This window comes from Paenibacillus sp. LK1 (assembly GCF_002750415.1).
GTDB lineage: Bacteria > Bacillota > Bacilli > Paenibacillales > Paenibacillaceae > Paenibacillus > Paenibacillus taichungensis.
Map to the genome: position 1 here is coordinate 534,195 of NZ_PEII01000003.1, position 25,000 is coordinate 559,194.

The 25,000-nt window shown below is 47.1% G+C and carries 25 protein-coding genes; 3 read left to right on the top strand and 22 right to left on the bottom strand.

The features are described 5' to 3' along the window. The first annotated feature begins 103 nt into the window (after positions 1-103). Complete coding sequence (locus CS562_RS09615) at positions 104-1,525, top strand: aminotransferase-like domain-containing protein (RefSeq protein WP_257219439.1); 1,422 nt, start codon at positions 104-106, stop codon at positions 1,523-1,525. Between the two features lie 178 nt (positions 1,526-1,703). Here the strand turns inward: CS562_RS09615 and CS562_RS09620 are convergent, their stop codons facing one another. The 16 genes from CS562_RS09620 to cysT all read right to left on the bottom strand — a co-directional run bounded on the left by CS562_RS09620 (position 1,704) and on the right by cysT (position 16,586). Then, complete coding sequence (locus CS562_RS09620; RefSeq protein ID WP_076291743.1) at positions 1,704-2,330, bottom strand: ABC-2 transporter permease; 627 nt, start codon at positions 2,328-2,330, stop codon at positions 1,704-1,706. Next, positions 2,323-3,189 carry an ABC transporter ATP-binding protein gene (locus tag CS562_RS09625; protein WP_099855354.1) on the bottom strand — a complete coding sequence of 289 codons (867 nt, stop codon included), beginning with the start codon at positions 3,187-3,189 and terminating at the stop codon, positions 2,323-2,325. Before CS562_RS09625 ends, CS562_RS09620 begins: the two co-directional genes overlap by 8 nt. After that, on the bottom strand, positions 3,189-3,569 hold the full coding sequence (locus CS562_RS09630) for a GntR family transcriptional regulator (RefSeq protein ID WP_063564387.1): 381 nt from the start codon (positions 3,567-3,569) through the stop codon (positions 3,189-3,191). The genes CS562_RS09625 and CS562_RS09630 overlap by 1 nt, the downstream gene beginning before the upstream one ends. Positions 3,570-3,787: 218 nt before the next feature. Next, on the bottom strand, positions 3,788-4,369 hold the full coding sequence (gene clpP / locus CS562_RS09635; RefSeq protein WP_062326868.1) for an ATP-dependent Clp endopeptidase proteolytic subunit ClpP: 582 nt from the start codon (positions 4,367-4,369) through the stop codon (positions 3,788-3,790). A gap of 18 nt (positions 4,370-4,387) precedes the next feature. After that, positions 4,388-5,254: an RNA polymerase sigma factor gene (locus CS562_RS09640; protein WP_099855252.1), complete on the bottom strand. Its 867-nt coding sequence runs from the start codon at positions 5,252-5,254 to the stop codon at positions 4,388-4,390. Between the two features lie 133 nt (positions 5,255-5,387). Then, positions 5,388-6,167: an MBL fold metallo-hydrolase gene (locus CS562_RS09645; RefSeq protein ID WP_099855254.1), complete on the bottom strand. Its 780-nt coding sequence runs from the start codon at positions 6,165-6,167 to the stop codon at positions 5,388-5,390. 156 nt (positions 6,168-6,323) lie between these two features. After that, positions 6,324-6,770, bottom strand: coding sequence for a hypothetical protein (locus tag CS562_RS09650; RefSeq protein ID WP_099855256.1), 447 nt, complete (start codon positions 6,768-6,770; stop codon positions 6,324-6,326). A gap of 55 nt (positions 6,771-6,825) precedes the next feature. Next, on the bottom strand, positions 6,826-7,761 hold the full coding sequence (locus tag CS562_RS09655) for an ABC transporter ATP-binding protein (RefSeq protein WP_063564391.1): 936 nt from the start codon (positions 7,759-7,761) through the stop codon (positions 6,826-6,828). After that, positions 7,758-8,783, bottom strand: coding sequence for an ABC transporter ATP-binding protein (locus CS562_RS09660; protein WP_099855258.1), 1,026 nt, complete (start codon positions 8,781-8,783; stop codon positions 7,758-7,760). The genes CS562_RS09655 and CS562_RS09660 overlap by 4 nt, the downstream gene beginning before the upstream one ends. A 102-nt stretch (positions 8,784-8,885) precedes the next feature. Next, entirely contained in the window at positions 8,886-9,731 is an 846-nt protein-coding gene (locus CS562_RS09665; RefSeq protein WP_053781729.1) for an ABC transporter permease, read from the bottom strand. Between the two features lie 7 nt (positions 9,732-9,738). Further along, positions 9,739-10,689 carry an ABC transporter permease gene (locus CS562_RS09670; RefSeq protein WP_062326882.1) on the bottom strand — a complete coding sequence of 317 codons (951 nt, stop codon included), beginning with the start codon at positions 10,687-10,689 and terminating at the stop codon, positions 9,739-9,741. 271 nt (positions 10,690-10,960) lie between these two features. Beyond that, entirely contained in the window at positions 10,961-12,568 is a 1,608-nt protein-coding gene (locus CS562_RS09675) for an ABC transporter substrate-binding protein (protein ID WP_076291738.1), read from the bottom strand. 223 nt (positions 12,569-12,791) lie between these two features. Further along, positions 12,792-13,856, bottom strand: coding sequence for a sulfate ABC transporter substrate-binding protein (locus tag CS562_RS09680; protein ID WP_099855260.1), 1,065 nt, complete (start codon positions 13,854-13,856; stop codon positions 12,792-12,794). A 54-nt stretch (positions 13,857-13,910) separates the two neighbouring features. After that, complete coding sequence (locus tag CS562_RS09685) at positions 13,911-14,975, bottom strand: sulfate/molybdate ABC transporter ATP-binding protein (RefSeq protein ID WP_099855262.1); 1,065 nt, start codon at positions 14,973-14,975, stop codon at positions 13,911-13,913. A gap of 1 nt (position 14,976) precedes the next feature. Then, positions 14,977-15,774: a sulfate ABC transporter permease subunit gene (locus CS562_RS09690; protein ID WP_063564397.1), complete on the bottom strand. Its 798-nt coding sequence runs from the start codon at positions 15,772-15,774 to the stop codon at positions 14,977-14,979. Then, positions 15,771-16,586 (bottom strand): sulfate ABC transporter permease subunit CysT, encoded by an 816-nt coding sequence (cysT, locus tag CS562_RS09695; RefSeq protein WP_099855264.1) that lies wholly within the window; start codon positions 16,584-16,586, stop codon positions 15,771-15,773. Before cysT ends, CS562_RS09690 begins: the two co-directional genes overlap by 4 nt. 456 nt (positions 16,587-17,042) lie before the next feature. Here cysT and CS562_RS09700 point away from each other — a divergent pair, with 456 nt between their 5' ends. Beyond that, a complete protein-coding gene (locus CS562_RS09700; RefSeq protein ID WP_099855266.1) occupies positions 17,043-17,444 on the top strand; it encodes a secondary thiamine-phosphate synthase enzyme YjbQ in 402 nt (133 codons plus the stop codon). A gap of 192 nt (positions 17,445-17,636) precedes the next feature. Here the strand turns inward: CS562_RS09700 and CS562_RS09705 are convergent, their stop codons facing one another. From CS562_RS09705 to tkt, 5 genes are all read right to left on the bottom strand, one after another. After that, positions 17,637-18,239: a TetR/AcrR family transcriptional regulator gene (locus CS562_RS09705; protein WP_063564400.1), complete on the bottom strand. Its 603-nt coding sequence runs from the start codon at positions 18,237-18,239 to the stop codon at positions 17,637-17,639. A gap of 5 nt (positions 18,240-18,244) precedes the next feature. Then, entirely contained in the window at positions 18,245-18,877 is a 633-nt protein-coding gene (locus CS562_RS09710; RefSeq protein WP_072734274.1) for a YigZ family protein, read from the bottom strand. A 164-nt stretch (positions 18,878-19,041) separates the two neighbouring features. Further along, positions 19,042-20,397: a glucose-6-phosphate isomerase gene (locus CS562_RS09715; RefSeq protein ID WP_076291734.1), complete on the bottom strand. Its 1,356-nt coding sequence runs from the start codon at positions 20,395-20,397 to the stop codon at positions 19,042-19,044. A gap of 186 nt (positions 20,398-20,583) precedes the next feature. Next, entirely contained in the window at positions 20,584-20,901 is a 318-nt protein-coding gene (gene ppnP / locus CS562_RS09720; RefSeq protein ID WP_099855268.1) for a pyrimidine/purine nucleoside phosphorylase, read from the bottom strand. Positions 20,902-21,041: 140 nt separating this feature from the next. After that, on the bottom strand, positions 21,042-23,084 hold the full coding sequence (gene tkt / locus CS562_RS09725) for a transketolase (RefSeq protein ID WP_099855270.1): 2,043 nt from the start codon (positions 23,082-23,084) through the stop codon (positions 21,042-21,044). Between the two features lie 433 nt (positions 23,085-23,517). Here tkt and CS562_RS09730 point away from each other — a divergent pair, with 433 nt between their 5' ends. After that, a complete protein-coding gene (locus CS562_RS09730) occupies positions 23,518-24,018 on the top strand; it encodes a hypothetical protein (protein WP_099855272.1) in 501 nt (166 codons plus the stop codon). 79 nt (positions 24,019-24,097) lie between these two features. Here the strand turns inward: CS562_RS09730 and purU are convergent, their stop codons facing one another. After that, entirely contained in the window at positions 24,098-24,991 is an 894-nt protein-coding gene (gene purU, locus CS562_RS09735) for a formyltetrahydrofolate deformylase (RefSeq protein ID WP_063564406.1), read from the bottom strand. Between the last annotated feature and the right edge of the window lie 9 nt (positions 24,992-25,000).

The following is a 25,000-nucleotide window of genomic DNA, read 5'->3' on the forward strand; positions in this document are numbered from 1 at the left end:
CTGTTCTCCATCATATAGCACTGTCTACAGAACAGAATGAATAAAACAGAACAGTTAGTTCCCGTTTGCTGTTACAATGGAGTTCAAAAGGAGCGTGAGCCGGGTGGGCAAAGCCATGTTGATGACAGATAACAGCCTGAAACTATATGAGCAAGTGGTACATTATCTGGTTGTACGGATCGAGGCCGGAGAGTGGAAAGAGCATGAGAAGCTGCCGTCCGTGCGGAGCCTGTCCGAGCTGCTCGGTGTACATCGTCTCACCGTTTTTAAGGCCTATCAGGAATTAAAGGAACGCGGGAACGTTTACGTCAAGGATAAGTCCGGTTATTATGTCAGTCCCGCTGACCCTGCTCCCGTGACCGATCAGGCCGATGACCCGGCCGTGTCTGCCTGGCTGCATTGGGATTCACTTGCCCGCGTGCAATCCCTGGAGGCGGAGTACCAATTTTCCAAGTCATTGATCGACCCCGCCCTGCTACCCAACCGATATTGGGGAGAATTGATGCGGGATTTACTGGATCTTTACCCTCGTTTGCTTGGCACATACTCCACTATTCAGGGAGATCTGGAGCTACGTAGTGCCCTGGCAAGCCATCTGACGACAAAGGAACGTTTCTACATCTCGGCAGATGAAGTGCTGATTACTTCAGGTGCACAGCAGGCCATTGATGTAATCTCCCGAAGTCTCGTCAGACCCGGTGACCGTGTGCTCATGGAGAGGCCAACGTACGGCCCTGCGATGGAAATTTTTCGCAAACAGGGTGCCAAGTTAATTTTTACGGATATTCATCCTGATGGCTACGATTTAGAACAGATTGAACGCCTGATGAAGCAGGAAAAGCCGAGAGTATTTTATATGACGCCGACCTTCCAAAACCCTACGGGCATCAATATTCCGACTGAGCAGCGCAAACAACTGCCTGAATTGGCGGAACAGTACGGATGTTTTCTGGTGGAAGACGACAGCACCTATGATATCTATTTCAAGGAAAAACCTCCTGCGCCAATCTTCACATACGATACTACAGGGCATACACTCTATATCCGCAGCTATAGCAAATATGTCGTGCCGGGTCTGCGGATTGCCGCCATTATGTGCCGCCCCCGATTCATGCCAGGATTACAGGCCGTAAAAGCACTGACAGATAACGGATCACCTCTGCTGAATCAGAAGCTGTTCCTTCGTTATTTCCAGTCGCCACGCATGCACCAGCACTTGTCCAAGCTGCGTACCGCCATTCAACTGCGGATGGAAGTAATGGAACAGTGCCTTCAACAAACCAATTGGACATGGACTCGTCCTGAGGGTGGACTCAACATCTGGGCGGAGCTTCCTGAAGGTATAGATACGGGGCACTTGCTTCACCGATGCATGGAACATTCCGTCGCTTTTGTGCCGGGAACGGTATTCGATCCATCGGATGCGAACGCCAGTCGCAAACTGCGTCTCTCCTTCTCCTATGCTCACGAGCAGCAAATCCGGGAAGGCATGAGCAGACTCATTGCATTGGCTGAAAATACGTGATGATACTTTTGCAAAATCTGCATTTGCAGATTAACGATAGCTTGTCTAGCAGGTCGCAAATTATAAATCTTCTGTAACATAAAAAGTCGCCGTATGGCGACTTTTTAGGCTGCTTCTGTTCTCGACTGATAAAGTTAGTTAGATCATTGTTTTTTATTGAAATCCCTCTCCATTCATCCTATAGATCCTTCCTTGCAAACAGACGGACCGTTACAAAATAGGAGGCAATGAACAACAGAAGAATGCAAACTGAAACAAAAACATAAACCGAAGCACGAGCCATTCCGTTCTCGCCTGCCATATTCATGAGCGAGGCAACAGGTTGCGCTAAAATAATAAGAACGATCATGAAAACCGTATTAATTATTCCCGCTCCCTTTTTACTAAGGGCGTAAAAAAGAGGCATATAGATTGAAATTAAAACAAGCACCATTCCAACCGAAATCAGGATGTCCAGCACCGATAAGTCGGGCTTGTTCAGTTCAGGAAAAAGAAAGTTAACAAGCCAGTGAGCGCCTGACGAAGCGAAAACTCCAAAAAGCGTATAGAGAATGGCAGACAGATACTTCGCTTGCACAATGTTTCTGCGGCTAAGCGGGAGCGTGACAAGAAATTTATGATTATGGTTTTTGATATCAATCATGGTTGCAAGCATAATCGAACCGAAAGCGGTATAGATCCCTACAAAATACATCGACATTTCCACTGTCGGGATAAATGCGACACTGAATACAACAAAATAAAAAAGGATGGACCATAGCGAGCTTTTCAAAGCGATATAATCTTTGCGAAGCAAGTTAAGCATGATGCTTTTCCCCCTTGGCCGTAAAATAGATAAGGTCTTCGAGGGAGGGTCTATGTAAAAGAGCATAATTGCCAAATAATCGTTCTGCCTCCGCCTTGTTTTCTGCCAAGCCTTCAAAACCAACCGCTGTCTCACGAATTCCCACAAATTTCCTTCGGGTGTCTGCATCAAGCAGCTTCATGTCCCCCTTTACTATCGTATATCTCTCAAGCACATCATCCTTTGCTTCATTAAAGACAAGCTTTCCTTTATGGATAAATGCAATATAGTCTGCTATACGCTCCAAATCAGTCGTAATATGAGTGGAAAAAATAATGGATCTGGTTTCGTCCTGTATTACATCTGCAAGCAGGTCAAGCAGTTCTCTACGAAACACAGGATCAAGCCCGGATGTCGGCTCATCCATGATGAGTAGCTCAGCATCGTGAGATAAAGCGATAGCCAGTGAAAATTTTATTTTCATGCCTTTGGACAGTTCTTCAATCTTCTTTTTGGGAGATAATTCGAATTGCTCCAGATAGTTGTTAAATTGCTTCTCATCCCATTTCTTATAAAAAGGAGCAATCATGTTTTTCATTTCACGGATCGTAAGATGCTCATAATAGAAACATTCATCTGAAACAATGCCAATGCGTTCTTTAACGTTAACTTCCTGAGCAGGCATCTCTTTTCCCAATGTTTTAATACTCCCGGAGTCCGGACGAATCAAGCCGGTGATCAGGTTGATCAGTGTGCTTTTCCCCGCCCCATTCGGGCCGATAAGTCCGGTAATATAACCTTGTTTTACATCCAAAGTGATCTGATCCAGCTTGAATAAGGGGTACGTTTTGGATAGGTTGCGCAACTCAATTGCGTTCATCATGCTTCTTCCTCCTCAACTAGCAACGTAAAATGCTTAACTACATCTTGAACACTCATGCCCAGTTCCTTGCTCTCACGAAGGATATCGAGCATTTTATCTTCGATTCGTTTCAGCCGCTGTTCCCGAATAAACTCCTGATTGGCCCCGGAAACAAAGGAGCCTTTGCCTACGACAGAATCAATCAGTTTCTCTTTCTCCAGTTCTTCATAGACACGTTTGGTAGTAATTACACTGACCTGCAGGTCCTTCGCAAGTTGACGGATGGAGGGGAGACTCTCCCCTGCAACCAGTTCCCCGCTTAAAATGCTCTGTCTAATCTGGGTCAGAATCTGCATGTAGATGGGATCGCTTGATGCGTTTGATATTAGTATGTTCATGTTCTCTCACCTCACTGGTTTCAATCCAACCCATGTATAGTGTATATATATAATATACACACTATACATGGGCTGAGTCAATAATCATTCAATTTTTTCCCAATACAGACAAGACAGCAAAGTAGCCCGAAAAGTCGAATGACCTCCCGGGCTACTTTGTTGTTCATTTTTCTTGCTTTTTTTAGTCGTGTTTCTTGGCACGTATGGTACCTTTTTTCTTACGTACTGGATATCACCTTATCCACAAGACCATACTCGACGGCTTCCGCAGCGGTCAGGAAATAATCTCTGTCGGTATCCTTTTCAATCCGCTCCATCGGCTGTCCCGTATGATCGGCAAGCAGCTTATTGAGGCGCTGACGGTGCTGGATAATCCGGTTGGCATGAATCAACATATCCGAGGCCTGCCCCCGTGTTCCGCCAAGCGGCTGGTGAATCATAATTTCGCTATTCGGCAACGCCAGCCGTTTCCCTTTTGTCCCACCAACCAGCAGGATCGTACCAAAGCTAGCCGCCATGCCTGTGCAAATCGTAGAAATGTCAGGTTTCACGAATTGCATCGTGTCATAGATGGAGAATCCGGCAGTCACGGAACCACCAGGACTGTTGATATACATCTGAATATCCTTCTCCGGGTCCTCTGCGGTCAGAAACAACAATTGGGCTACGATGGCATTCGCCATCTGATCCTCAATTTCCCCGGATACCATAATGATCCGATCTTTCAGCAAACGGGAATAAATATCATAGCTCCGCTCTCCGCGGGCTGTCTGTTCAACAACATAAGGTACCACGTTCATGCATTTTGCCTCCCCGGTTTATGCAACCATGCTGACCGTATATCCTCCCCCATACGACATTGAATTCGTACCGGAGCTTGAATAACTGTACATCACTGGCTGCATCGATTGAGACGGCAGAGTCTGCTGCAAAATCGTTCCCGCCACAGCCATCGGATCATCGGTCTGACTCAGGCATAAATCAATTAAACGGGCTGTATCACCACTGCGGAACGCCAGTAAATAGCTGCGCAGTTCCTCCCGATTTTGCTGATACTCTTCCAATTGATTGGTCTGATCAGCATCCGTTTCGTTCAGGCTGTGCCTCACTTTCGCCAGAGCAGAGCGGGCACGACTCAGGGCAGCTTTGACCGCCCCTTCCGTCGTGTCCAACAGTTCAGCAGTCTCTACCGTCGTGTATCCCATCAGATCACGTAACATATATATCGCTCGCTGCCACGGTGGCAGTTCATCCACAAGGATTTGAACAGCGGACTCGACTTCCTCAAATCGCTCTTCTTCCTCAAATTCTTGCATAAATGGCTTCATGCTTTCCAATTTGCTTGCCAAGTTCTCACGCTTCCGTATGGCGTCAATCCAGGTGTTGCGTGCAACACGGATGAGATAGGCTTCCCAGTTCATGTTCTCTGTCATTCCCGTTCTTCGGGTAGCTGAAGAGGATAATGCTTTAACACATGTATCCTGAACCAGATCCTCCGTCTCCCAGACTGAACCAGTTAATGACATGCAGTAGGCGTACAACGAACCCAGCAGGCTCGGAAGCGCAGCTTCAATCGTTTGCTCTAACGTATATCCGGTTTGAACACCGGAATGGCTATATGGTTCAACCTGTTTATCATCATGTGGTCTGTTGATTCTGCAATCCACGGACTTCACAAAGGCCATGTTTGGGGCCCCCCTTTGTTGGTTCCTGATTGAACTTGCTTCAATTCACTTGCTGTAATTGCCTTACACTATGTAAACGAAGAACCACCGGCAAAGGATACGCTCTTCTGAATTTATTTTTAACATTGTTGTCCTATTCTCCCAGCTCCACCTTCAGACCAGTAAGTGCCAGCGTAATTCCCTGATCCAGATCATAATTCTGGCGTATATCCACGTCGTGAGACATATGTGTAAAATAGGTCTGACCCGGCTTCAAATCCTGCAACAGCTCCTGCGCCTCAACCATATCGTACACCGAGCGAGAGGAGAATTCTGCAAGTTCATGAACAAAGCTCGTTCCAAGTACCAGCAGATCGAGCCCATACAACGGCTGCTTCTCCAAATCCTTCAGATCAATGGCATCCGAGCAATACGCCCAGGTATATCCTTCACGTTCCAATCGATACGCATACGAATAGCCATTATGACCGTGGCAAACTTTCCAGGAGTGCACCTTCCATCCACCGAGCTCGATATCCGCATCCGTTTCCAGGAAATTCATATGACGACCGAGCCATGGAAATTGACTTTGGATGGTCGCGATCACCTCCCGCGGTGCATACAACTGCCCTTTTACTCCCAACCAGCGACACGCATCTGCCCATTCAGGCAAGCCTCCAATATGATCAAAATGCGCATGTGTGATCAGCAATGTCTGCACCATCCGCATCCCCTGGTCTTCCATCTGTGATCTCCAGTCCGGTCCACAGTCAATCATGAAAGGTTCGTGCTCGCCATCACTATGGACCAATACAGCAGCACGTTTGCGGCGGTTGACCCCCGTAAGCCGGGCTTCTGTGCAGACGTCACAATCACAATACACCCGCGGAACACCCATCGCATCCCCGGTTCCCAGAAATGTTAGCTGATTCATTATGAAAGTCCCCTCTCTATCCCGGAAGCAATGCATCCTAAATTTATGTTCCATCCGATTAATGATATGTAAATTGTAATCTTCCACCTCTATTTTTGCAAAAAAAGACCATCCCGCCGCAGTTATTCACTGCAAACGGGACAGTCTGTTGTTTCATTAAACCAAAGCTCGCAGCTTCAACGTCAGCTCTTGGCCCTCAGGTACATCTTTGGATTCGGTAATTACCCAGTTTGATGCAAGGCGTTTTGCCAGCACATCTGCCTGCTCCGGTTTTAATTTCAACCCGGTTACGATGCCTTCACCCACAGTAAAGTCTTTCTCCGGCTGTAATCCGAAGGACTTTTGCAAGTAGATGCCCAGACCACCACGAGTGTTAAAGGTAATCCGGTAGCCGTCTTTAACCGCACCTTCCAGATTCTCGCCATGCTCGTCCGCATAGGAGAAAAGATCATCATATCTGTAGTGCTCCTCAGACACGGCATCAAAAGCAGCCACATCTTTGGCTTGTATCGCTTCCAACAAAGCTGCATCCGACATGCCTTTGCTACGAGCCTGTTCCAGCCGAATGGCTGTATTTTGGGACAACTTAAACTCAACACTCATCCAACTCACACCTTCCTGTCACTATATATCGTTATTCCATGATATTCCTAATCCATTATATCCTGTCTCGATAGCCGGATACAAAGTGTCCTGGTGAAACTTCCATCCACTCCGGTTCTTCATCCCGTCCCCGAGCGGATGGGTCAGTATCTCCACTGTAGATCGGCGGCATCACGTTCCGTACCGTTGGATCAGGTACAGGAATTGCCGCCAGCAATGCCTGGGTATACGGATGAACCGGATTACGGTACAGTTCTTCTGTTGGTGCTACTTCCACCAGCTTACCGCGATACATCACACCGATTCGGTTCGAGATGTGACGTACCATGGACAGATCATGGGCAATGAACAAATAGGTCAGTCCCAGCTCTGCCTGCAAATCTTCAAGCATATTGACCACCTGTGCCTGTACGGACACATCCAGAGCAGACAACGGCTCATCACACAAAATGAACTCCGGGTTCACCGACAATGCACGGGCAATGCTAATCCGCTGACGCTGGCCTCCACTGAATTCATGTGGATAACGCTCCGCGTGCTCTGGCTTCAGTCCTACACGGTTCATCAGGTCAAGCGCCCGCCCCTTCATCTCTGCCTTGGAAGCATAATTATGAATTTCCATGGGTTCACTAATAATCTGCAGGACATTCATACCCGGATTTAGTGAAGAATAGGGGTCCTGAAAAATCGTCTGCATCCGTTTGCGAAAAGGCTTCAACTGGCGTTCATTCATCTTCGCAACGTCCTGTCCGCCAAACATAATGCTTCCGTCCGTCACATCGTAGAGTCTTACGATGCTGCGTCCAGTCGTTGATTTGCCACAGCCGGATTCACCGACCAGTCCGAACGTTTCTCCCTTGTGAATATGAAAACTGACGTTATCCACGGCTTTCACGACGTCTTTGCCTTTGCCAGCACCACGTACCGGAAAATGTTTTTTCAGGCCACGCACGTCCAGCAGCACTTCACGCTGATCGATTCCTGTACTCATTTCTCCACCTCCTCTGACGATGCTCCTGTTTGTACTTGTTGTTGTTCCCGACCCTCATCGTCCAGCAACCAGCATAGCGCTCGATGACCAGGTGCAGTCTCGGTATACGCAGGCATCTGTTTACATACTTCCATGGCGTGTGGGCAACGTTCCATAAACGGACATCCAGTTGGTGGATGAAGCAGATTGGGCGGTGTACCTTCAATGGTTGCCAGCCGCTGGCGTCCACCCTCCTCGCCGTGCTTCGGAATGGAGCGCAGCAATCCTTGAGTATACGGATGCTGCGGATGAGCGAAAATACGCTCCACTGGACCCTCTTCCATAATGAGTCCACCGTACATCACAATCACTCGGGTACAGACCTGAGCAACGACACCAAGGTCATGCGTAATCATTAGAATGGACGTCTGCGTGGACTCTTTCAGCTCCTGCATCAGCTGCAAAATCTGTGCCTGAATGGTCACATCCAGCGCTGTCGTCGGTTCATCCGCGATCAATAACTCCGGCTTGCAGGACAGGGCCATGGCGATCATTACCCGCTGTCTCATACCTCCGCTGAACTCATGTGGGTATTGGTCAATCCGTTCTTCCGGGGAAGGAATGCCCACTTGTCGCAGCAACTCAATCGCTTCCTTGCGTGCAGCCGACTTGTCCATTTTCCGGTGACGACGAATGACCTCTGTCATCTGTTTACCTACACGAACGACTGGATTAAGTGATGTCATCGGGTCCTGGAAAATCATCGAGATGCGGTTGCCCCGGATTTTGCGCAGTTCATTGTCCGACTTGGTCAGCAGATCCTCTCCACGGAACAGAATCTGACCATCCGTAATCCGGCCCGGCGACTGGATCAGCCGAATCAGCGAACGGGCGGTTACACTTTTGCCACTGCCGGACTCGCCGACCAGTCCAACCACTTCTCCTTCTTTTAACGTAAAACTCACACCCCGGACGGACTGTACCTCACCTTCACGGGTTGCAAAGGACGTTTTCAGTTGTTTGACCGATAATAAATCTGTCATTGTATTCACCCCGTTGTTTACATGATATGGGTTGTCGACTATATAAGTTAAAAGGATTAATTTCACACTGGAACACTACGTGATCAACTCAACTTCAATTATTTATCGCTTGTTCGCTTTGGGCTCGAAGGCTACGCGGAACACATCCCCCAGGAAGTTAAACGACAGCACCGTCAGCAAAATAAACAATCCCGGGAAGATCGCCATATACGGCGCTTCACTAATAAATCCCTGTGCATCATTCAACATGCTGCCCCAAGAAGAGTTCGGTTGTTTAACACCCAGTCCGAGGAAGCTTAGTGACGATTCCATCAGAATCGCACTCGCGATGTTAATGGTTGCTGCGACAATAATGGTTGGAATAATGTTGGGAATAATGTGCTTCATGATGATCCGGCCAGGCTTTTGACCCGATACACGTGCATACAGCACGTATTCACGCTGCTTGACCGACATCGCCTCAGCCCTGACAATCCGGGCAATATTCATCCAGCTCAGAACCCCGATAATGACAATAATTGTGCCGATCCCCGGCTTCAGATATGCGTTCAGGATCAGCATCAGGAAGAAGGATGGAATCGACATGAGTACGTCAACAATACGCATCAACGTATTATCTACCCAGCCGCCAAAATAACCACTAACTGTACCTACAAGTGTTCCCATAATAACGGCAATTGCCATCGACAGAAAACCTACGGCGAGAGACACTCGTCCTCCGTACAACGCCCGAGCCAAATAATCCCGTCCGTAATCGTCCGTACCAAACCAGTGATCTGCACTAGGCTGTTGAAGTCGCTCCATCACTACAATTTCATTAGGATCATGTGGGGACAGAAACGCAAACAGGGATGCGAGCACAAAGATGCCCAATATGATGACAGCCGCAAGGCCCAGTTTCTGCTGTCGGAACTGCGTCCGTAAATTACGCCAGCGCATTGAATTCATTTTTGTCTCACCCCGTTGTCTTGATTCGTGGATCTACCACGCCATATAAGATATCAGCTACCAGGTTTCCGACGACCAGCAGCACAGAGGACATCATCGTAATGCCCATAATAATCGGATAATCCAAACCGTGAACGGCCGAAATCCCGAGAGATCCCATTCCCGGCCATGAGAAAACGGACTCCGTAATAAACGCTCCCGCAATCAGCTCTGGCAAAGACATACCGAGAATGGTGATTACAGGCAGCAGTACATTTTTGAGCACATGACGAAGCAGTACCGTTCCTTTGGTTGCGCCGTAGGCATACTGGATTTGAACATAGTCCTCTTCCAGTTGACTGATTGTATTCGATCGAATATACCGCATGTACACGGACACGTTCATGAAGGTCAATACGGTACATGGTAAAATGCCGTGTTTGATTATATCCCAAGCGGAGTCCATACCTACCGTTCGCATACCCATGCTTGGTAACCAGTGCAGCTCTACTGCAAAGAAATAGATCAGCATCATACCGAACCAGAAGCTAGGAATCGATATCCCGATATACGAGATTAAGCTGAGTCCACGGTCAAACAGACTGTTCTGACGCGAACCCGCAATCATGCTCAGCGGAATGGAGATCAACAAAGACAATAATAGCGATGCCCCCATTAATCCAAACGTAGCGGGCAAACGTTCAATAATCATTTCGGCAACCGGGCGATGGTTCACCAGTGAATAACCAAGGTCACCAGACAGTACATTTTTGAGCCATACGACATATTGCACGTACATCGGTTGATCAAGACCGAGGTTTTGCCGAATACGCTCCACATCTTCTGCCCCCATATTCGGGGTAACAAAGGAAAGCACCGGATCGCCCGGCGCCAGCTTGATCAAGGTGAACGATACGATGGAGATTACAAAAAGAAGAGGGATCGCTTGTGCGATCCTTCGGACAATATAGTTGTTCACATGGGCACCTCCGAATCAACGCCGGCCTCGCGGCCGGCGTTATTGGCTTGTTATATAGAATTAACGCATGTGGATTGAACCAAGGATTCACATCGGCCACTCCGATGACAGAACAACCTTCCGATCGCTGTTACCCCCAGATTTCTTTGATTCCTTTATAAAAAGGGGAAATCTGGGGATAAAGGCGAACGCTTTGCTTCTTCAGGTTATTTCTGTTCTCTACGTTCTTTGTGAATCTCGAAGGTTCAAACAATACGTTCATTCTATATGATTATTTTTTATAAATTTTGGACAGATCTTCAAGCATAACGACTGGTTTTGGATTTGCATCTTCAACGCCGCCGTATGTGTTATCCACCGCCACTACAGCTTTCGTGTAGGCGATAGGGTATACAGTCATTTCGTTTGCTACAGTTTGTTGGATTTGTTTGTACAAATCGCCACGTTTCGTTTCGTCAATTTGAACGGCTGCTTCATTCCACAGCTTGTCGAAATCGGCATTTTTGTAATGGGAGTAGTTATATGCCGCATCGCTCAGGAAGAGAGATTTATAAGCATCTGGTTCATAACCCATGATGTATCCACCAAAGGACAATTCAAAGTCTGTATTGTTCATGTCCAATGTACGGTTACCATAAGCCGTTCCATCCATCGGCAGCAATTCCACTTCAATGCCCACGTCTTTCAGCTTTTGCTGAATGTACAGCGCTTGGCTTGTTTGTGGTTTGTTCGTATTTGTGTAAGCAAGACGCAATTTCAGGTTGCTAACGCCTGCATCAGCCAGCAATTGTTTTGCTTTTTCCACGTTGTAGTCGTATTTCTCAACATCATCCGTTTGGTACAGAGTGTCCGGTGTCAGAATCGACGGAGCCGGTTCAGCAAAATCAGCTGAGGAATATGAAGCGGTGATCAGTTCGTTTTTATCCAAAGCATAAGCGATGGCTTGACGAACTTCTTTCTTTTGCATCGAAGGCACGTTCAGGTTGAACACCATGTATTGCAAGCGGCCTTCCGGGTAAGTCAGCATGTTGAATTTGCCTGTGTCGTTCAATTTGTTGTAATCCTGTGTGTCGACCATACGCATTTGAATCTCGCCGTTTTGCAAAGCCAGGTTCGCTGCGTTTGGATCTTTCGCTACACGATACGTCACGCTATCCAGATGAGCTTTGCCTGCAAAGTAGTCATCAAAACGTTCCAGTGTTACGTATTCGCCCGGACGGTATTCCTTGAACTTGAACGGACCGGAACCAATCGGGTTGTTGTTTTTGTCGCTTTTCTCAATATCGGCTTCGCCTTCGAAAATGTGTTTAGGGATTGGAGAGAAAGAAACCAATGCTCCTTCAAAAGCAGCAGATACTTCCGGCAATTTGAATTCCACCGTCAGGTCATCGACCTTAGTTACTTTAACCGGTTTGCCATCAAAAACATACTGACTACGGGAAGAACTGTGCTGTTTCTCATCAAGGATGCTATCCATTGTGAACACAATATCATCCGCTGTCAGAGGCTGTCCGTCATGCCATTTCAGACCGTCTTTCAGCTTCAATGTATACGTCAGGTGATCATCAGAGAAGCTGTCGCTGTCTGCGAGCACATACGTTTTTTTGCCATCATTCACATTGAACAGTGGAGCATATAAAGATTGATCAATCGTCAACGTTACACGGTCACCCGCATAGATTGGATTCATCACTTTAGGATCATCCTGAACAGCAATAATGATGCTTCCACCGTCTTTCGGTTGCCCATCATCCGTTGTCGCTGTATTTTCTGCGGTATTAGACGAAGAACTTGTTCCGTCACCGCTGCTTCCGCATGCACTCATGATTGCTACAACCAGAACCAGCATCAATGACAGCCACATTTTTTTCGATTTCATTATGATATTTCCCCTCGCTGTAATTTAACGTTCTGTTAGATAGTATAGGCAAGGATTCGACAAATTGCAACGATTTTTTCCAACTTAACCTATCGGGTTTAAATGAAATAACATTATTGTCTAGCAATGCAAAAAACCTCCAGCTCACGTTGTATCGTGAAATGAAGGTTTGAATAACAATTAATCATCTGAAATTCAATAACAGGATGATGCTCGTACGGGTTTACAACCCGGCCAACACCTGGTACCATACACCTCGTTTGGAATACAGTGTACTGCGTACTTTGTCCCATCCGCCGAGATAGTTAATATCGAACAGACCTTCAGGCGTTGGGAACGAGGACTTCGTCTCTGCAAACACATCCGGGTCTACCGAACGGAAACCGTGCTTGGCAAAAATACGCTGTGCTTCCGGCGTACTTAGATAGGCTACAAAAGCCTCCGCCAATTCACGATTGCCATGCTTATCCGCATATTTGTCTACAACAACTGCTGGATTCTCAATCAGGATTGTGTTTTTGGGAACCACGATGTCATAATTTACACCCTTGGCAATCCGGGCAAGCAATTCATTTTCATACGTGACGATAACGTCACCCACGCCATATTCGAAAGCCGCCATGGAGGATCGACCGCTCTTATCCAGTGACTCGACATTCTCATGTACTTTCTCCAAAAAGGCTTTGGCCACGGCAGGATCTTTCTTCCCTTGCTCCTCCTCAGATAACTTCAATCCTGCACCATAGATGGCATTGATGTCCCACTGTGCTCCGCCCGACGTCTTGGGATTAGGATACAGCACCTTAACCCCCGGCTTGGTCAAATCTTCAAAATCGCGAATACCCAGCGGGTTGCCTGCTCTTGTCCCCAGAACAACGATCGAGCGGGTGATCATGCTATCATTCGGTGCCTGTTTCCAGTTGGAGCTGACCAGATCAGCTTTGACCAGCTTATCGATATCACTTTCCATCGCCAGAAGCGCAACATCAGCTTCGAATCCACCAACAATGGCTCTGGCTTGTGTCCCTGAGGCCTCATAGGATTCTTGGAAGTGAACCGTCTGTCCAGTCTTGGCTTTCCATTCGGCCTGGAACTTGGGCAATAACTCTCCGACGGCGTCTTTGGCTACACTGTAAGCACCGATAACCAATGTATTGGATTGGTCGTTTGTCGAGGTTCCGCTCTGTCCGCTTGCATCCTCCTGCTTGCTACATCCAACGGTCATGCAGACGAGCAGAAGCATGAGGACAACGTATAAAGGGTTGATTTTCTTCTTCATCGTCTGCATGGGCAGCACCTCTCTCCAAATTTCTAGAACAATTCTGAACCAAGTGATCTTCAATTAGATGATGACCGGCATTGGATCTTCCTTCAATCGGTTCTCAACAACCCAGCTATGGGTATCATTGAACAGATATGCCCGATGCACGAGCACACGAATCTGTTGGCCGACTTGCAGCGTTGTTTTCTCCAGTGAACGATACGTAATGAGTTTATGGCCCTCAACTTCCACTTCCACCATCCATTCACTTCCACGGAAATGAAGGTGTTTGACGATACCTTTTTCAGTAGCGGATAGCATGCTAAACTCGTTCTTCAAACCGATCTCGATATACTCAGGCCGGATCAGTGCACGTGTGCGCTCTCCTTCCACCACATGTTCGAAGCCCTTAAGCTGTGAAGCGTCTTCCACAACGGTAGATTCCCCTATAAATGTGGCAACAAAAGGCGTCTCTGGATTTTTGTAAATATCCCATGGCGTACCCTTCTGCTCTAAGCGCCCTTGGCTGATAATCATGATTTCGTCGGCAACTTCAATCGCTTCATCCTGGTCATGGGTTACAAAAATCGAAGTGATGCCTACCCGCTCAATCAGCTCTCTCAACCATGAACGCAATTCCTGACGGATTTTGGCATCAATGGCGGCGAACGGTTCATCCAGCAGCAGCAGCTGCGGCTCAGGGGCCAATGCTCTGGCAAAAGCGACACGCTGCCGCTGTCCACCAGACAATTGATGTGGATAACGCTGTTCGAAACCTTTCAGCCCTGTCAATTCAACCAGCTCCATGACCCGATCACGGATCTGGGCTTTGGGAGCCTTTTTGACCTTGAGTCCAAAGGCGATATTATCAAATACCGTCATATGTTTGAACAAAGCATAGTTCTGAAATACAAATCCGATTCCTCGCTCCTGCGGAGGCAGATGATTTACGACCTTTCCGTGAAAACGAATCTCTCCGGAACCCGGATTCTCGAGACCCGCCAGCATACGCAGAATGGATGTTTTCCCACCTCCGCTGGGTCCCAGCAAACCGATAAGATGGCCTTTGGCAATATCGAACGAGACATCTTTTACCGCATGAAAATCACCGAAATGTTTGTTCAGATCACGGACTTCCACATGCATCTCAATGCACTTCCTTTCGCTTCTTGGCCCATTCCATCATAAGCAGCAGCCCGACAGAAAAAGTAACCAGTACCAATGCCACACCATTTGCGGCAGCTACGTTAAAATTCTCTACATCCTGATATACAAGCGTTGTTGCCGTCTGCGTTTTGTTCATAATGTTACCCGATACAACCAGCACTGCACCGAATTCCCCAAGCGAGCGGGCAACCGTCAACACAAGACCGTACACAACCGCCCAGCGGATGGAAGGCCAGGTAACACTCCAGAACGTTCTCCAGCCGTATGCACCAAGCGTTGACGCAGCCTCTTCCTGCTGAGATCCAAGCTCCTGCAAGACAGGCATCACCTCTCGAACCATCAGTGGAAAAGTGACAAACAACGTTGCAATGACCATACCCGGGAAGGCATAGACCACATTAAATCCGATTCCTTCAAAAAAAGCGCCCATAATGCTGTTGGGACCCAGCAGTAGTACAATCATCAATCCACCAATGACTGGCGATACGGCATAGGGCAGATCCACAATGCTGTTCAGCAGCCCTTTCACCCGGTCACTCAGCCATCCGGCGCGAACAAGATAGATGGCCATCATAACGCCAAACAATGTATTTAACAGTGTGACGACAAGTACAACAAGTCCTGTCATCATCAAGGCATGCAGCGCCTCAGGACGCAACAGCCCATCCAGGAATCCTCCTGCCCCGTCTTCAAATGCACCAATAAAAATACGTCCAAGCGGGATGATCAGCAGTACAATGAACACCACAAACGTCAGTCCGATTAATAGTCGCCTCATCGTCTTCTCCCCCGCATCTGCACCAGATTAATGAGCCAGAGGATCAGGAAGGAGAGTGTTAAGAGCAGTACGGACACGGCCGCGGCACCGGTTGGATTGTCACTTTCGATCTCGCCGTAAATAAATACGGAAGCCGTCAATGTTCTTCCCGGAATATTGCCTGCCACCAGCACAACAGCCCCGAATTCGGCCAGTGCTCTGGAGAATGCGAGCATTCCCCCACTAATCATGCCCGGAGCCATGGAAGGAAGAATGACCTGCCTGAATGTGCGCGCCTTCGATGCTCCCATCGTGTAGGATGCCTCTTCCTCCGAGGAATCGATCTCCTCGAGCAAAGGCTGCACCGCACGGATGACAAAAGGAAACGTTACAAATGTCATCGCGATCACAATCGCCGGCTGGTGAAACACAATTTCAAACCCCATAGATTCCGCTAGTTTGCCTATGGCACTGATCGGACCCAGGAGAAGCATAATCATCAGGCCACCAACAGCTGTTGGAAGAGCAAAAGGAAGATCTACCAGACTGTTAAGGAACGACCTCCCAAAAAAGCGATAACGTGTCAGCACCCAGGCAATCATGGTTCCCAAAATGACGTTAATCACCGTAGCTATAACAGCCAGCCGGATCGTTAACAGCACAGCTTTCCAAGCAATTGGATCCATAATGCTTTGGATAAAGTTGCTCCATCCTTCAGAGAAGGAATTGACGTACACACCGATGATTGGAAGTACAATGAGTACGATAAAATATAACAATACGGTACTGCGGAATCCCCAAGTCCATCCCTTGTGACGAAGAACGGTATTCATTGCTGCATTCCCTCCCAGCCTCCGGTTCTATGTCCGGTCGGCAGTCTTCCTGCTTTCGTACAATCATTTTCCTAAGTTGGATTATATTACTTTAATATTATTCCCATTAGTCTACTTGGTTTTTGCTTATCTGATACTTTACCAGTTTGCAGTGCTAATCGTCAATGCTTTTATTGAATAAAATCGGCGTACTTATGAGATGGATTTTATAAAAATTACACTCGCCACTACGCGGTCAGAACAACCTTCCGATCGCTGTTATCCCCAGATTTCTTTGATTCCCTTTTCTAAAGGGAGAAATCCGTCGATAAAGGCGAACGCTTCGCTTCTTCAGGTTATTTCTGCCCTCTCCGTTATCGTGTAATTGTTATAACATCGTAATACGAGATTTGTTTGGTATGTTGTGGTTAAGGTACAATCTAGAGGACAAAATGTGGAGCAAAGGAGTGGAGTAATATGTTATATACGAAGAATTTATCGACATCCCGACGAGATGAGATGAAGGATATTACGCGGGAAGTAGAGCAGGTTGTCCGTGACAGCGGTGTGCAGAATGGGACTGTATTGATTTATTGTCCACATACGACAGCAGGTATTGCAATTAATGAAAATGCAGACCCTGATGTCAAACATGATGTACTGCTTCGTCTGAACGAAGTGTATCCTTGGAAACATCCCGAATATCGGCATGCTGAAGGAAATACGGCTTCTCACTTGAAATCGATCACAACCGGACCATCACAAACAGTGATTATACATGAGGGCAGATTACTGCTTGGCAGATGGCAAGGCATCTATTTTTGTGAATTTGATGGTCCTCGTCAGCGGGAATATTTCCTTAAAATCATGGAAGGTTAGCTCCATTTCACCTCATTTCTAATGATTCGCCATCAATGGAAATAAAAAACAAACAGGCGGTCCACCCTCTTTTAGGGATGTAACCCGCCTGTCATGGTCTTCTTCGCGCCAAAACTTTCGCGAGACAACGTTATAAAGAATTAATGTTATGACAATTCACCGCCCTGAAGTGTGGAGTGCGACAAAAGCGCCTTATTGGACGCCAGGCTGGTGTTGGAGATTACGGCAGAGTACTTTGACATGAGATAACGCAGCCGATTCAATCTCTGCAAAGGTTAAACGGTCCTGAATATAATACGATATGAATCCGTGCATGGACAAAAACAGCGTACGTGGTACACATTGAATATCCTCTTCCGTACAGCCCTCTTCATTCATGTATTGCCGAATAATAGAGGCAAACAATTCAAAGCATCTTCCTTGCTCCGTACGACAATACGATAGCAATTCCTCATCCCGAATCATGAACATGATCTCGTACTGATACGGATTCTCCAAACCAAAACGAATAAACTCCATCATGATATGCTCCACCTTGCTCACGCCGCCCATGACTGGCCTGACCATGGCTTGCAGCAGCAAATGCCCCAGATGATTGAAATCTTCAACCACGATGGCATAAAACAGCTCTGCCTTTTCCTTAAAATGATAATACAGCGACCCATGACTATAGCCCAGATGCTGGCCGATGCTTCGCATCGAAATGGCACGGTATCCTTTGGTAATAAAAAGATGCCTCGCCGCCTCCAGTATCCGCTCCCTCGACAACTCCTGTTCGACTGCTCTTCTAGCCATATATTTTATTCCCCTTCAATAAAATAAAGCCGCTGTCCCTCCGTGATCCGGGATTGCCCTTGCGTCAAATCTGTGATCCAGGCCACAAATGCCTCGGTTTCACTATCCGGCGGAAGACAAGTCAACGTAACCTTATCGGTGAACCCAGTTTCACCTGTACGGACTTCCCGGCTCCTTAATTCATTTTCCACTTTGCCCAGCCATGTATAATCCAGTTCAACAAACACTTCACGATGGAGTACTTTGGTAATCGCTTCCCCGGCTTCTATGGCTGCAACTGCTCCATCCGTATAAGCACGAATTAACCCACCGGCTCCAAGCATAATTCCCCCAAAGTAACGTGTAACAACGATAGCCACATTTTTCAATTGCTGATTTTTGATGACTTCAAGAATCGGTTTTCCAGCGGTTCCGCTTGGTTCACCATCATCGGATTGCTTCTGGATCTCATCCCGCTCACCAATCATGTATGCGGAGCAGTTATGAGTAGCATTCCAATGTTTTTTCTTGATTTCATCAATAAAAGCGTTGGCTTCTTCTTCTGTCGTGACCGGCATAATATGACCGATAAATCGCGACTTTTTGATTACAATTTCCAGATTGCCCGGTCCTCGAACCGTGCGATAACGTTCAATCATCCCTATCCAACTTTCCACCAATTTGATCCATTTTACAAGAAAGCAGTTCCCCGCGCGCACGCGGACGAACTGCCTTGGTTTAACATCCGGGAAACCATTGCTTCACAATGACTCCCCGAATGTAATTACATTACCTTATTTAACTATATGAGCAGACCGATGAATTATTCGGAAAGTCTCGCTTCAAGCGCTGCTTTCTCTTCTTCAAAGCCTGGTTTGCCCAGCAAAGCGAACATATTTTTCTTGTAAGCTTCCACGCCTGGTTGGTCAAATGGATTGACTCCCAGTAGGTAACCACTAATGCCGCATGCTTTTTCAAAGAAGTATACCAGATATCCGAAAGAATATGGAGACATATCTGGAATGTTCACAATCAAGTTTGGTACTTGACCATCTGTGTGTGCAAGCAGTGTTCCTTGGAACGCTTTTTTGTTAACAAAGTCCATCGTTTTACCTTCAAGGAAATTCAGACCATCCAGATCATCTGGATCCGCTTCGATCGAAATATGCTCCGATACTTCAGCAACCTGAATCACTGTTTCGAAGATGTTCCGGCTACCCTCTTGAATGAATTGACCCATGGAGTGCAAGTCAGTCGAGAAATCAACGGATGCAGGATAAATCCCTTTATAGTCTTTACCTTCACTCTCTCCGTAAAGCTGTTTCCACCATTCGGATACAAAGTGCAAGGATGGCTCGTAGTTCACGAGGATTTCTGTTCCTTTACCTTTGCGATACAGTGCGTTACGAACAGCTGCATATTGATAAGCTTCGTTCTCAGCTACGTTCGGGTTGCTGTATTCTTTGGAAGCGTCAGCCGCACCTTGCATCATTTCTTCGATGCTGATGCCAGCTGCTGCGATTGGCAGCAAACCTACAGCCGTCAGAACGGAGTAGCGTCCACCTACATCATCCGGGATAATGAAGGATTCATAACCTTCTTCATTCGCCAGTTTTTTCAGTGCGCCGCGCTCTTTATCTGTTGTAGCATAGATACGTTTGCGAGCTTCTTCTTTACCGTATTTTTTCTCCAGTGCTGCACGGAAGATACGGAAAGCAATCGCTGGCTCCGTTGTTGTACCGGATTTGGAGATCACGTTAACGGAGAAGTCTTTGCCTTCAACCAGATCCAGCAAATGAGTAACATACGTGGAGCTAATGTTGTTTCCTGCAAAGTAGATTTCAGGCGTTTTGCGTTTGTCTTTAGGCAGATTGTTGTAGAATGAGTGCGTAAGCATCTCAATCGCTGCACGTGCACCAAGGTATGATCCACCAATACCGATAACGATCAGTACTTCAGAATCGCTTTGGATTTTAGCAGCCGCTTTTTGAATACGGGAGAACTCTTCTTTGTCATAAGCGGTAGGCAGGTCGATCCAGCCCAGATAATCCGATCCGGTTCCCGTTCCGTTGTGGAGCTGCTCGTGAGCCAAACGAATCGGTTCAGCGAAATAGTCCACTTCATGCTGATTGACGAATTGCAGGGCAGTGCTGTAGTCAAACTTCACTTTTTTTGCCATGATCTATAAAACCTCCTGATATCGGTAGCGTATTTTTTTCCGTTTTCCATTCTAAACAACTTAGCCTAAGGATACTTCAAATCCACAGGGCTGACAAGCTTGCAGCACGAACTTTGTCGTTAGAGTTTAAGAAGCAAAAAGGGTTAACCGAATCCGCGTGTCGCGGTTCTGGTTACCCTTCTTGTATTATTCCGCCGGGTACGAACAGCAGTAGTCGGTAACGCTGCGTATCTCCAGTTTAAATTTGGATTCGGCAGGCACGTGGAACGTAGCTTGACCTTGAATCTCTTGCCAATCTTTTTCTCCGGGAAGTAATACTCTCAGATCGCCGGACAGAATCTCCATAATTTCACGGGAATCTGTACCGAACTCATAACTGCCTGGAAGCATAATACCCAGAGTCACCTTGCTGCCATCCCCCAAAATAACTGTTCTGCTCGTTACCTGGCCCTCATAATAAATGTTGGCCTCTTTCACTACACTGACTTGATCAAACTGTGACATGCGTACCCGCTCCCCCTGAAGTTAATAAAAACAAAAGGCAAAACAGATCAGGGTGGTTGTTCACCCATTCTCTGCCGGAATTCACTTGCTGCCCGGCAGGACAGAAATTAACTGTCCCTCCTGCAGCATTTTTCAAGCAATTACAGCAATGCTTTTACGCGACTAACCACGTTTTCCACAGTGAAGCCATACTCTTGGATAACACGGTCGCCAGGCGCGGATGCACCAAATGTGTTGATTCCGAGAATGTCGCCTTGGTCGCCGACATATTTTTCCCAACCCATTGGGTGAGCCATTTCAATCGCCAGACGAGCTTTAACATCTGGAAGCAGGACGGATTCTTTGTACGCTTTGTCCTGTTTCTCGAACAGATCCCAGCTCGGCATGCTGATTACACGAACTTGGATGCCTTGTTCAGCAAGTGCTGCTTGGGCTTTGACAGCCAGTTGCACTTCGGAACCTGTAGCGATGATTTGGGCAACAGCTTTGCCTTCTTTTGCATCAGAGACAACATACGCACCACGTTTCACGTTTTCACGGGAACCTTCAACGGTACCTTCCAGAATCGGCAGGTTTTGACGAGTGAGTACGAGTGCAACCGGGTTGCTCTTGTTCTCAAGCGCATAAGCCCATGCTGCAGAAGTTTCATTACCGTCAGCCGGACGAATAACTGTCAGGTTAGGAATGATACGCAGGGATGCCAATTGCTCGATTGGTTCGTGAGTAGGACCGTCTTCACCAACAGCGATACTGTCGTGAGTCAGTACGTACGTTACAGGCAGACCCATCAGGGCAGCCAGACGAACAGCTGGACGCAAGTAGTCTGTAAATACGAAGAATGTACCTCCGAATACTTTCACACCACTGTGCAGTGCCATACCGTTCATTGCTCCAGCCATACCGAATTCACGGATACCGAAGTAGATGTTGCGACCGGAGTAATCTTCAGGTGAGAAGTTCTCCAGATTGTTCAGGTGAGTCATTGTGGAGCTCTCAAGGTCAGCAGATCCACCTGTCAGTTGCGGCACGTTATGAGCCAAACCGTTCAGGGCATTACCGGATGCTACACGAGTGGATACAGCTTTGTCTGTTGCTGCATATTTAGGCAGATCGCGATCCCAACCTTCTGGAAGGTCGCCATTGATTGCCGTTTCGAATTGAGCTGCCAGCTCAGGGAATGCTTTTTTGTACTCAGCAAACTTCTCGTCCCATGCTTTGTTTGCAGAGATACCACGATCTTTCACTTGTGCAAAGTGTTCGCGAACTTCAGTTGGAACGTGGAAATCTTCCTCGTAAACCCATTTGTAAAACTCTTTAGTCAATTTGGCTTCGTCTGAACCCAGTGGAGATCCGTGAGTACCGCCGTGGCCGCCTTTACCTTGTTTGTTCGGGCTACCGTAACCAATTACAGTTTTAACTTCAATCAGTGTAGGACGAAGCGTATCTGCTTGACCTTCCTCAATTGCTTTTTGGATTGCAGGCAGATCGTTACCATCTTCAACACGCAGCACTTGCCAGCCGTAAGCTTCAAAACGCTTCGCAATGCTTTCAGAAGAAGACAGGTTCAATTTACCATCCAAAGTGATGTCATTGGAGTCGAACAACATGATCAATTTGCCCAGGTGCAAACGTCCAGCCAGGGAAGCTGATTCATGGGAAACGCCTTCCATCAAGTCACCGTCACCACAGATTGCATAAGTGTGGTGGTCGATTACGTTGAATTTGTCTTTATTATATGTTGCGCTCAGTTGAGCTTCAGCCATAGCCATACCTACAGCCATTGCAATACCTTGGCCCAGTGGTCCAGTTGTTGCGTCAACGCCTGCAGTATGTCCGAATTCCGGGTGACCCGGCGTTTTGCTTCCCCATTGGCGGAACTGTTTCAATTGTTCCATAGGCAGGTCATACCCGCTCAGGTGAAGCAAGCTGTACAGCAACATGGAGCCATGTCCTGCGGACAGAACAAAACGGTCCCGGTTAACCCAAGTTGGGTGGTCCGGGTTATGTGTCATCGTTTTTGCAAAAAGTTGGTACCCCATTGGAGCGGAGCCCATAGGCATTCCCGGGTGTCCGGAATTTGCCTTCTCGATTGCATCAATCGCCAGTGTACGTACGGTAGTGATCGACAAATTGTCGATGGTGTTGTTCTCTTCCTTTTGAATCGCTTCGTTCTTGTCAGTCATGGTTTGTCCTCCTCATGTCTTTAGATAAGTCGGGTTGCGCAAGCGAATCCCTCTCATCATACAAGCAAACCGAATTTCACAATAAGTGAATCCGCTTGAGTGTTTCATTTTGACTTATTCACTTTTGTATTGTATCACTTGGCGTGAAGGTTTTCCATAACCTTCTTTTAGAAGATCGGGAAAATTCGGCTGTTTATGACGAGGAATTTGCTTCCAGTTGCGTAAAAAGAGTGTCCTACTGAGCATTTCAGCATATCTTCTAGCTCAGCCAGCATCGCAAATCCATCGGATGAAGTATAACCTTTAAGCGGAAAACCATACTCTTTTTAGATATCGAAGTTGATTTTGCATATAATGGTCCTTGATCATGATTGCAAAAATCGGACTTTTGTGCACATTAGGCTGTACTTCTTATGGAAAGGAGGACTCGCATATGCCGGAACATTTGGCTAAGTCACCAAATTCGCTAAAGCACATATTACCCTGGAAAGCCGGAATTTTAACAGGTCTTACGTCCGGACTGGTGCTCGGGTTCTTTTTAAAGGCTATTCAGACTTACACTGGTGAAAAAGTCTATACCTTGCTGCTGAACATTGATTTTGTTCCATGGCTTCCGCCTACACTACCTGAATACATCGAATTTGGGCTGCATCTTATCGTTTCCATAATCATTGGTATCTTCTACATATGGTGGATTCAGCGTGCAGGTCATCCGATAGCAAAGGGAGTCCTGATCGGCATTTTCTCTTCCCTGCTGTATATCCCGCTCTCCCAGCTGTCGAGCCGTGTGCCTGATCTATATGATATAAATGCGATACTTTACTGGCTGGCAGGGCATCTGTTATTTGGCGTGGTCGTTGGGGTATGCGGTCATCTGTGGAAGCATAGCCAGAAGCAAGACCAAAAAGGCGATCCCCCGTTCAGACATGAATAGGGAATCGCCTTCTCTTTTTTCGGATTAGAACTGAACTATATCTTTCCGAATCAACCTTGCGCAGTATTAAAGCATTAGCTTAAAACACAACGGTTTTATTTTCATGAACCAGTACACGATCTTCAACATGCCATTTCACAGCACGAGCAAGAACTACACGCTCAATGGTACGTCCAATGCGTTTTAACTCAGTTACATCATCCCCATGGCTTACACGCTGAACGTCCTGCTCAATGATTGGTCCGCCATCCAGCTCTTCCGTAACATAGTGAGCCGTCGCACCGATAATTTTGACACCTCGGTTGTACGCTTGGGCATACGGTTTACCGCCAACAAAGGCAGGCAGAAACGAGTGATGAATGTTAATAATACGATTGCGGTAATGCTCAATGAACATCGGAGAAATGATCTGCATGTAGCGCGCAAGAATAATCACGTCGATATCATTACCGATGACGTCCAACTGACGTTGTTCCGCTTCCTTCTTCGTATCCGCTGTAACCGGAATATGATGATAAGGAATGCCAAATGATTCTACATAATCCTTCATATCCAGATGATTGCTCACAACAAGCGCGATGTCTGCATCCAGATCGCCAGCCTGCCATTGCCACAACAGCTCAACCAGACAGTGATCCTCCTTGGATACAAAGATAGCAAGTTTCTTCTTGCGGCTAACCGCAGAAAGACTCCAATCCATTTTGAAACGGTTTGCCACTTCTTCGAAATCAGCTTCCAGCTTAGGCAGGTTCAACGATAATTGTGGAAGATCGAACTCAATCCGCATAAAAAACATGCCGCCAGCCGGGTCCATTGTGTATTGGTCCGACTGTACAATGTTTGCACCATGCTGGTGCAAGAAATGGGATACTGCGGCAACAATTCCCGGTCCATCCGGACAGGAAATGAGCATCCGCGCCCGATCGGCGCGGTTTTTAACATCAGGACGTACTTGTTTAGCGTGAATCTCCATCGGGTTATT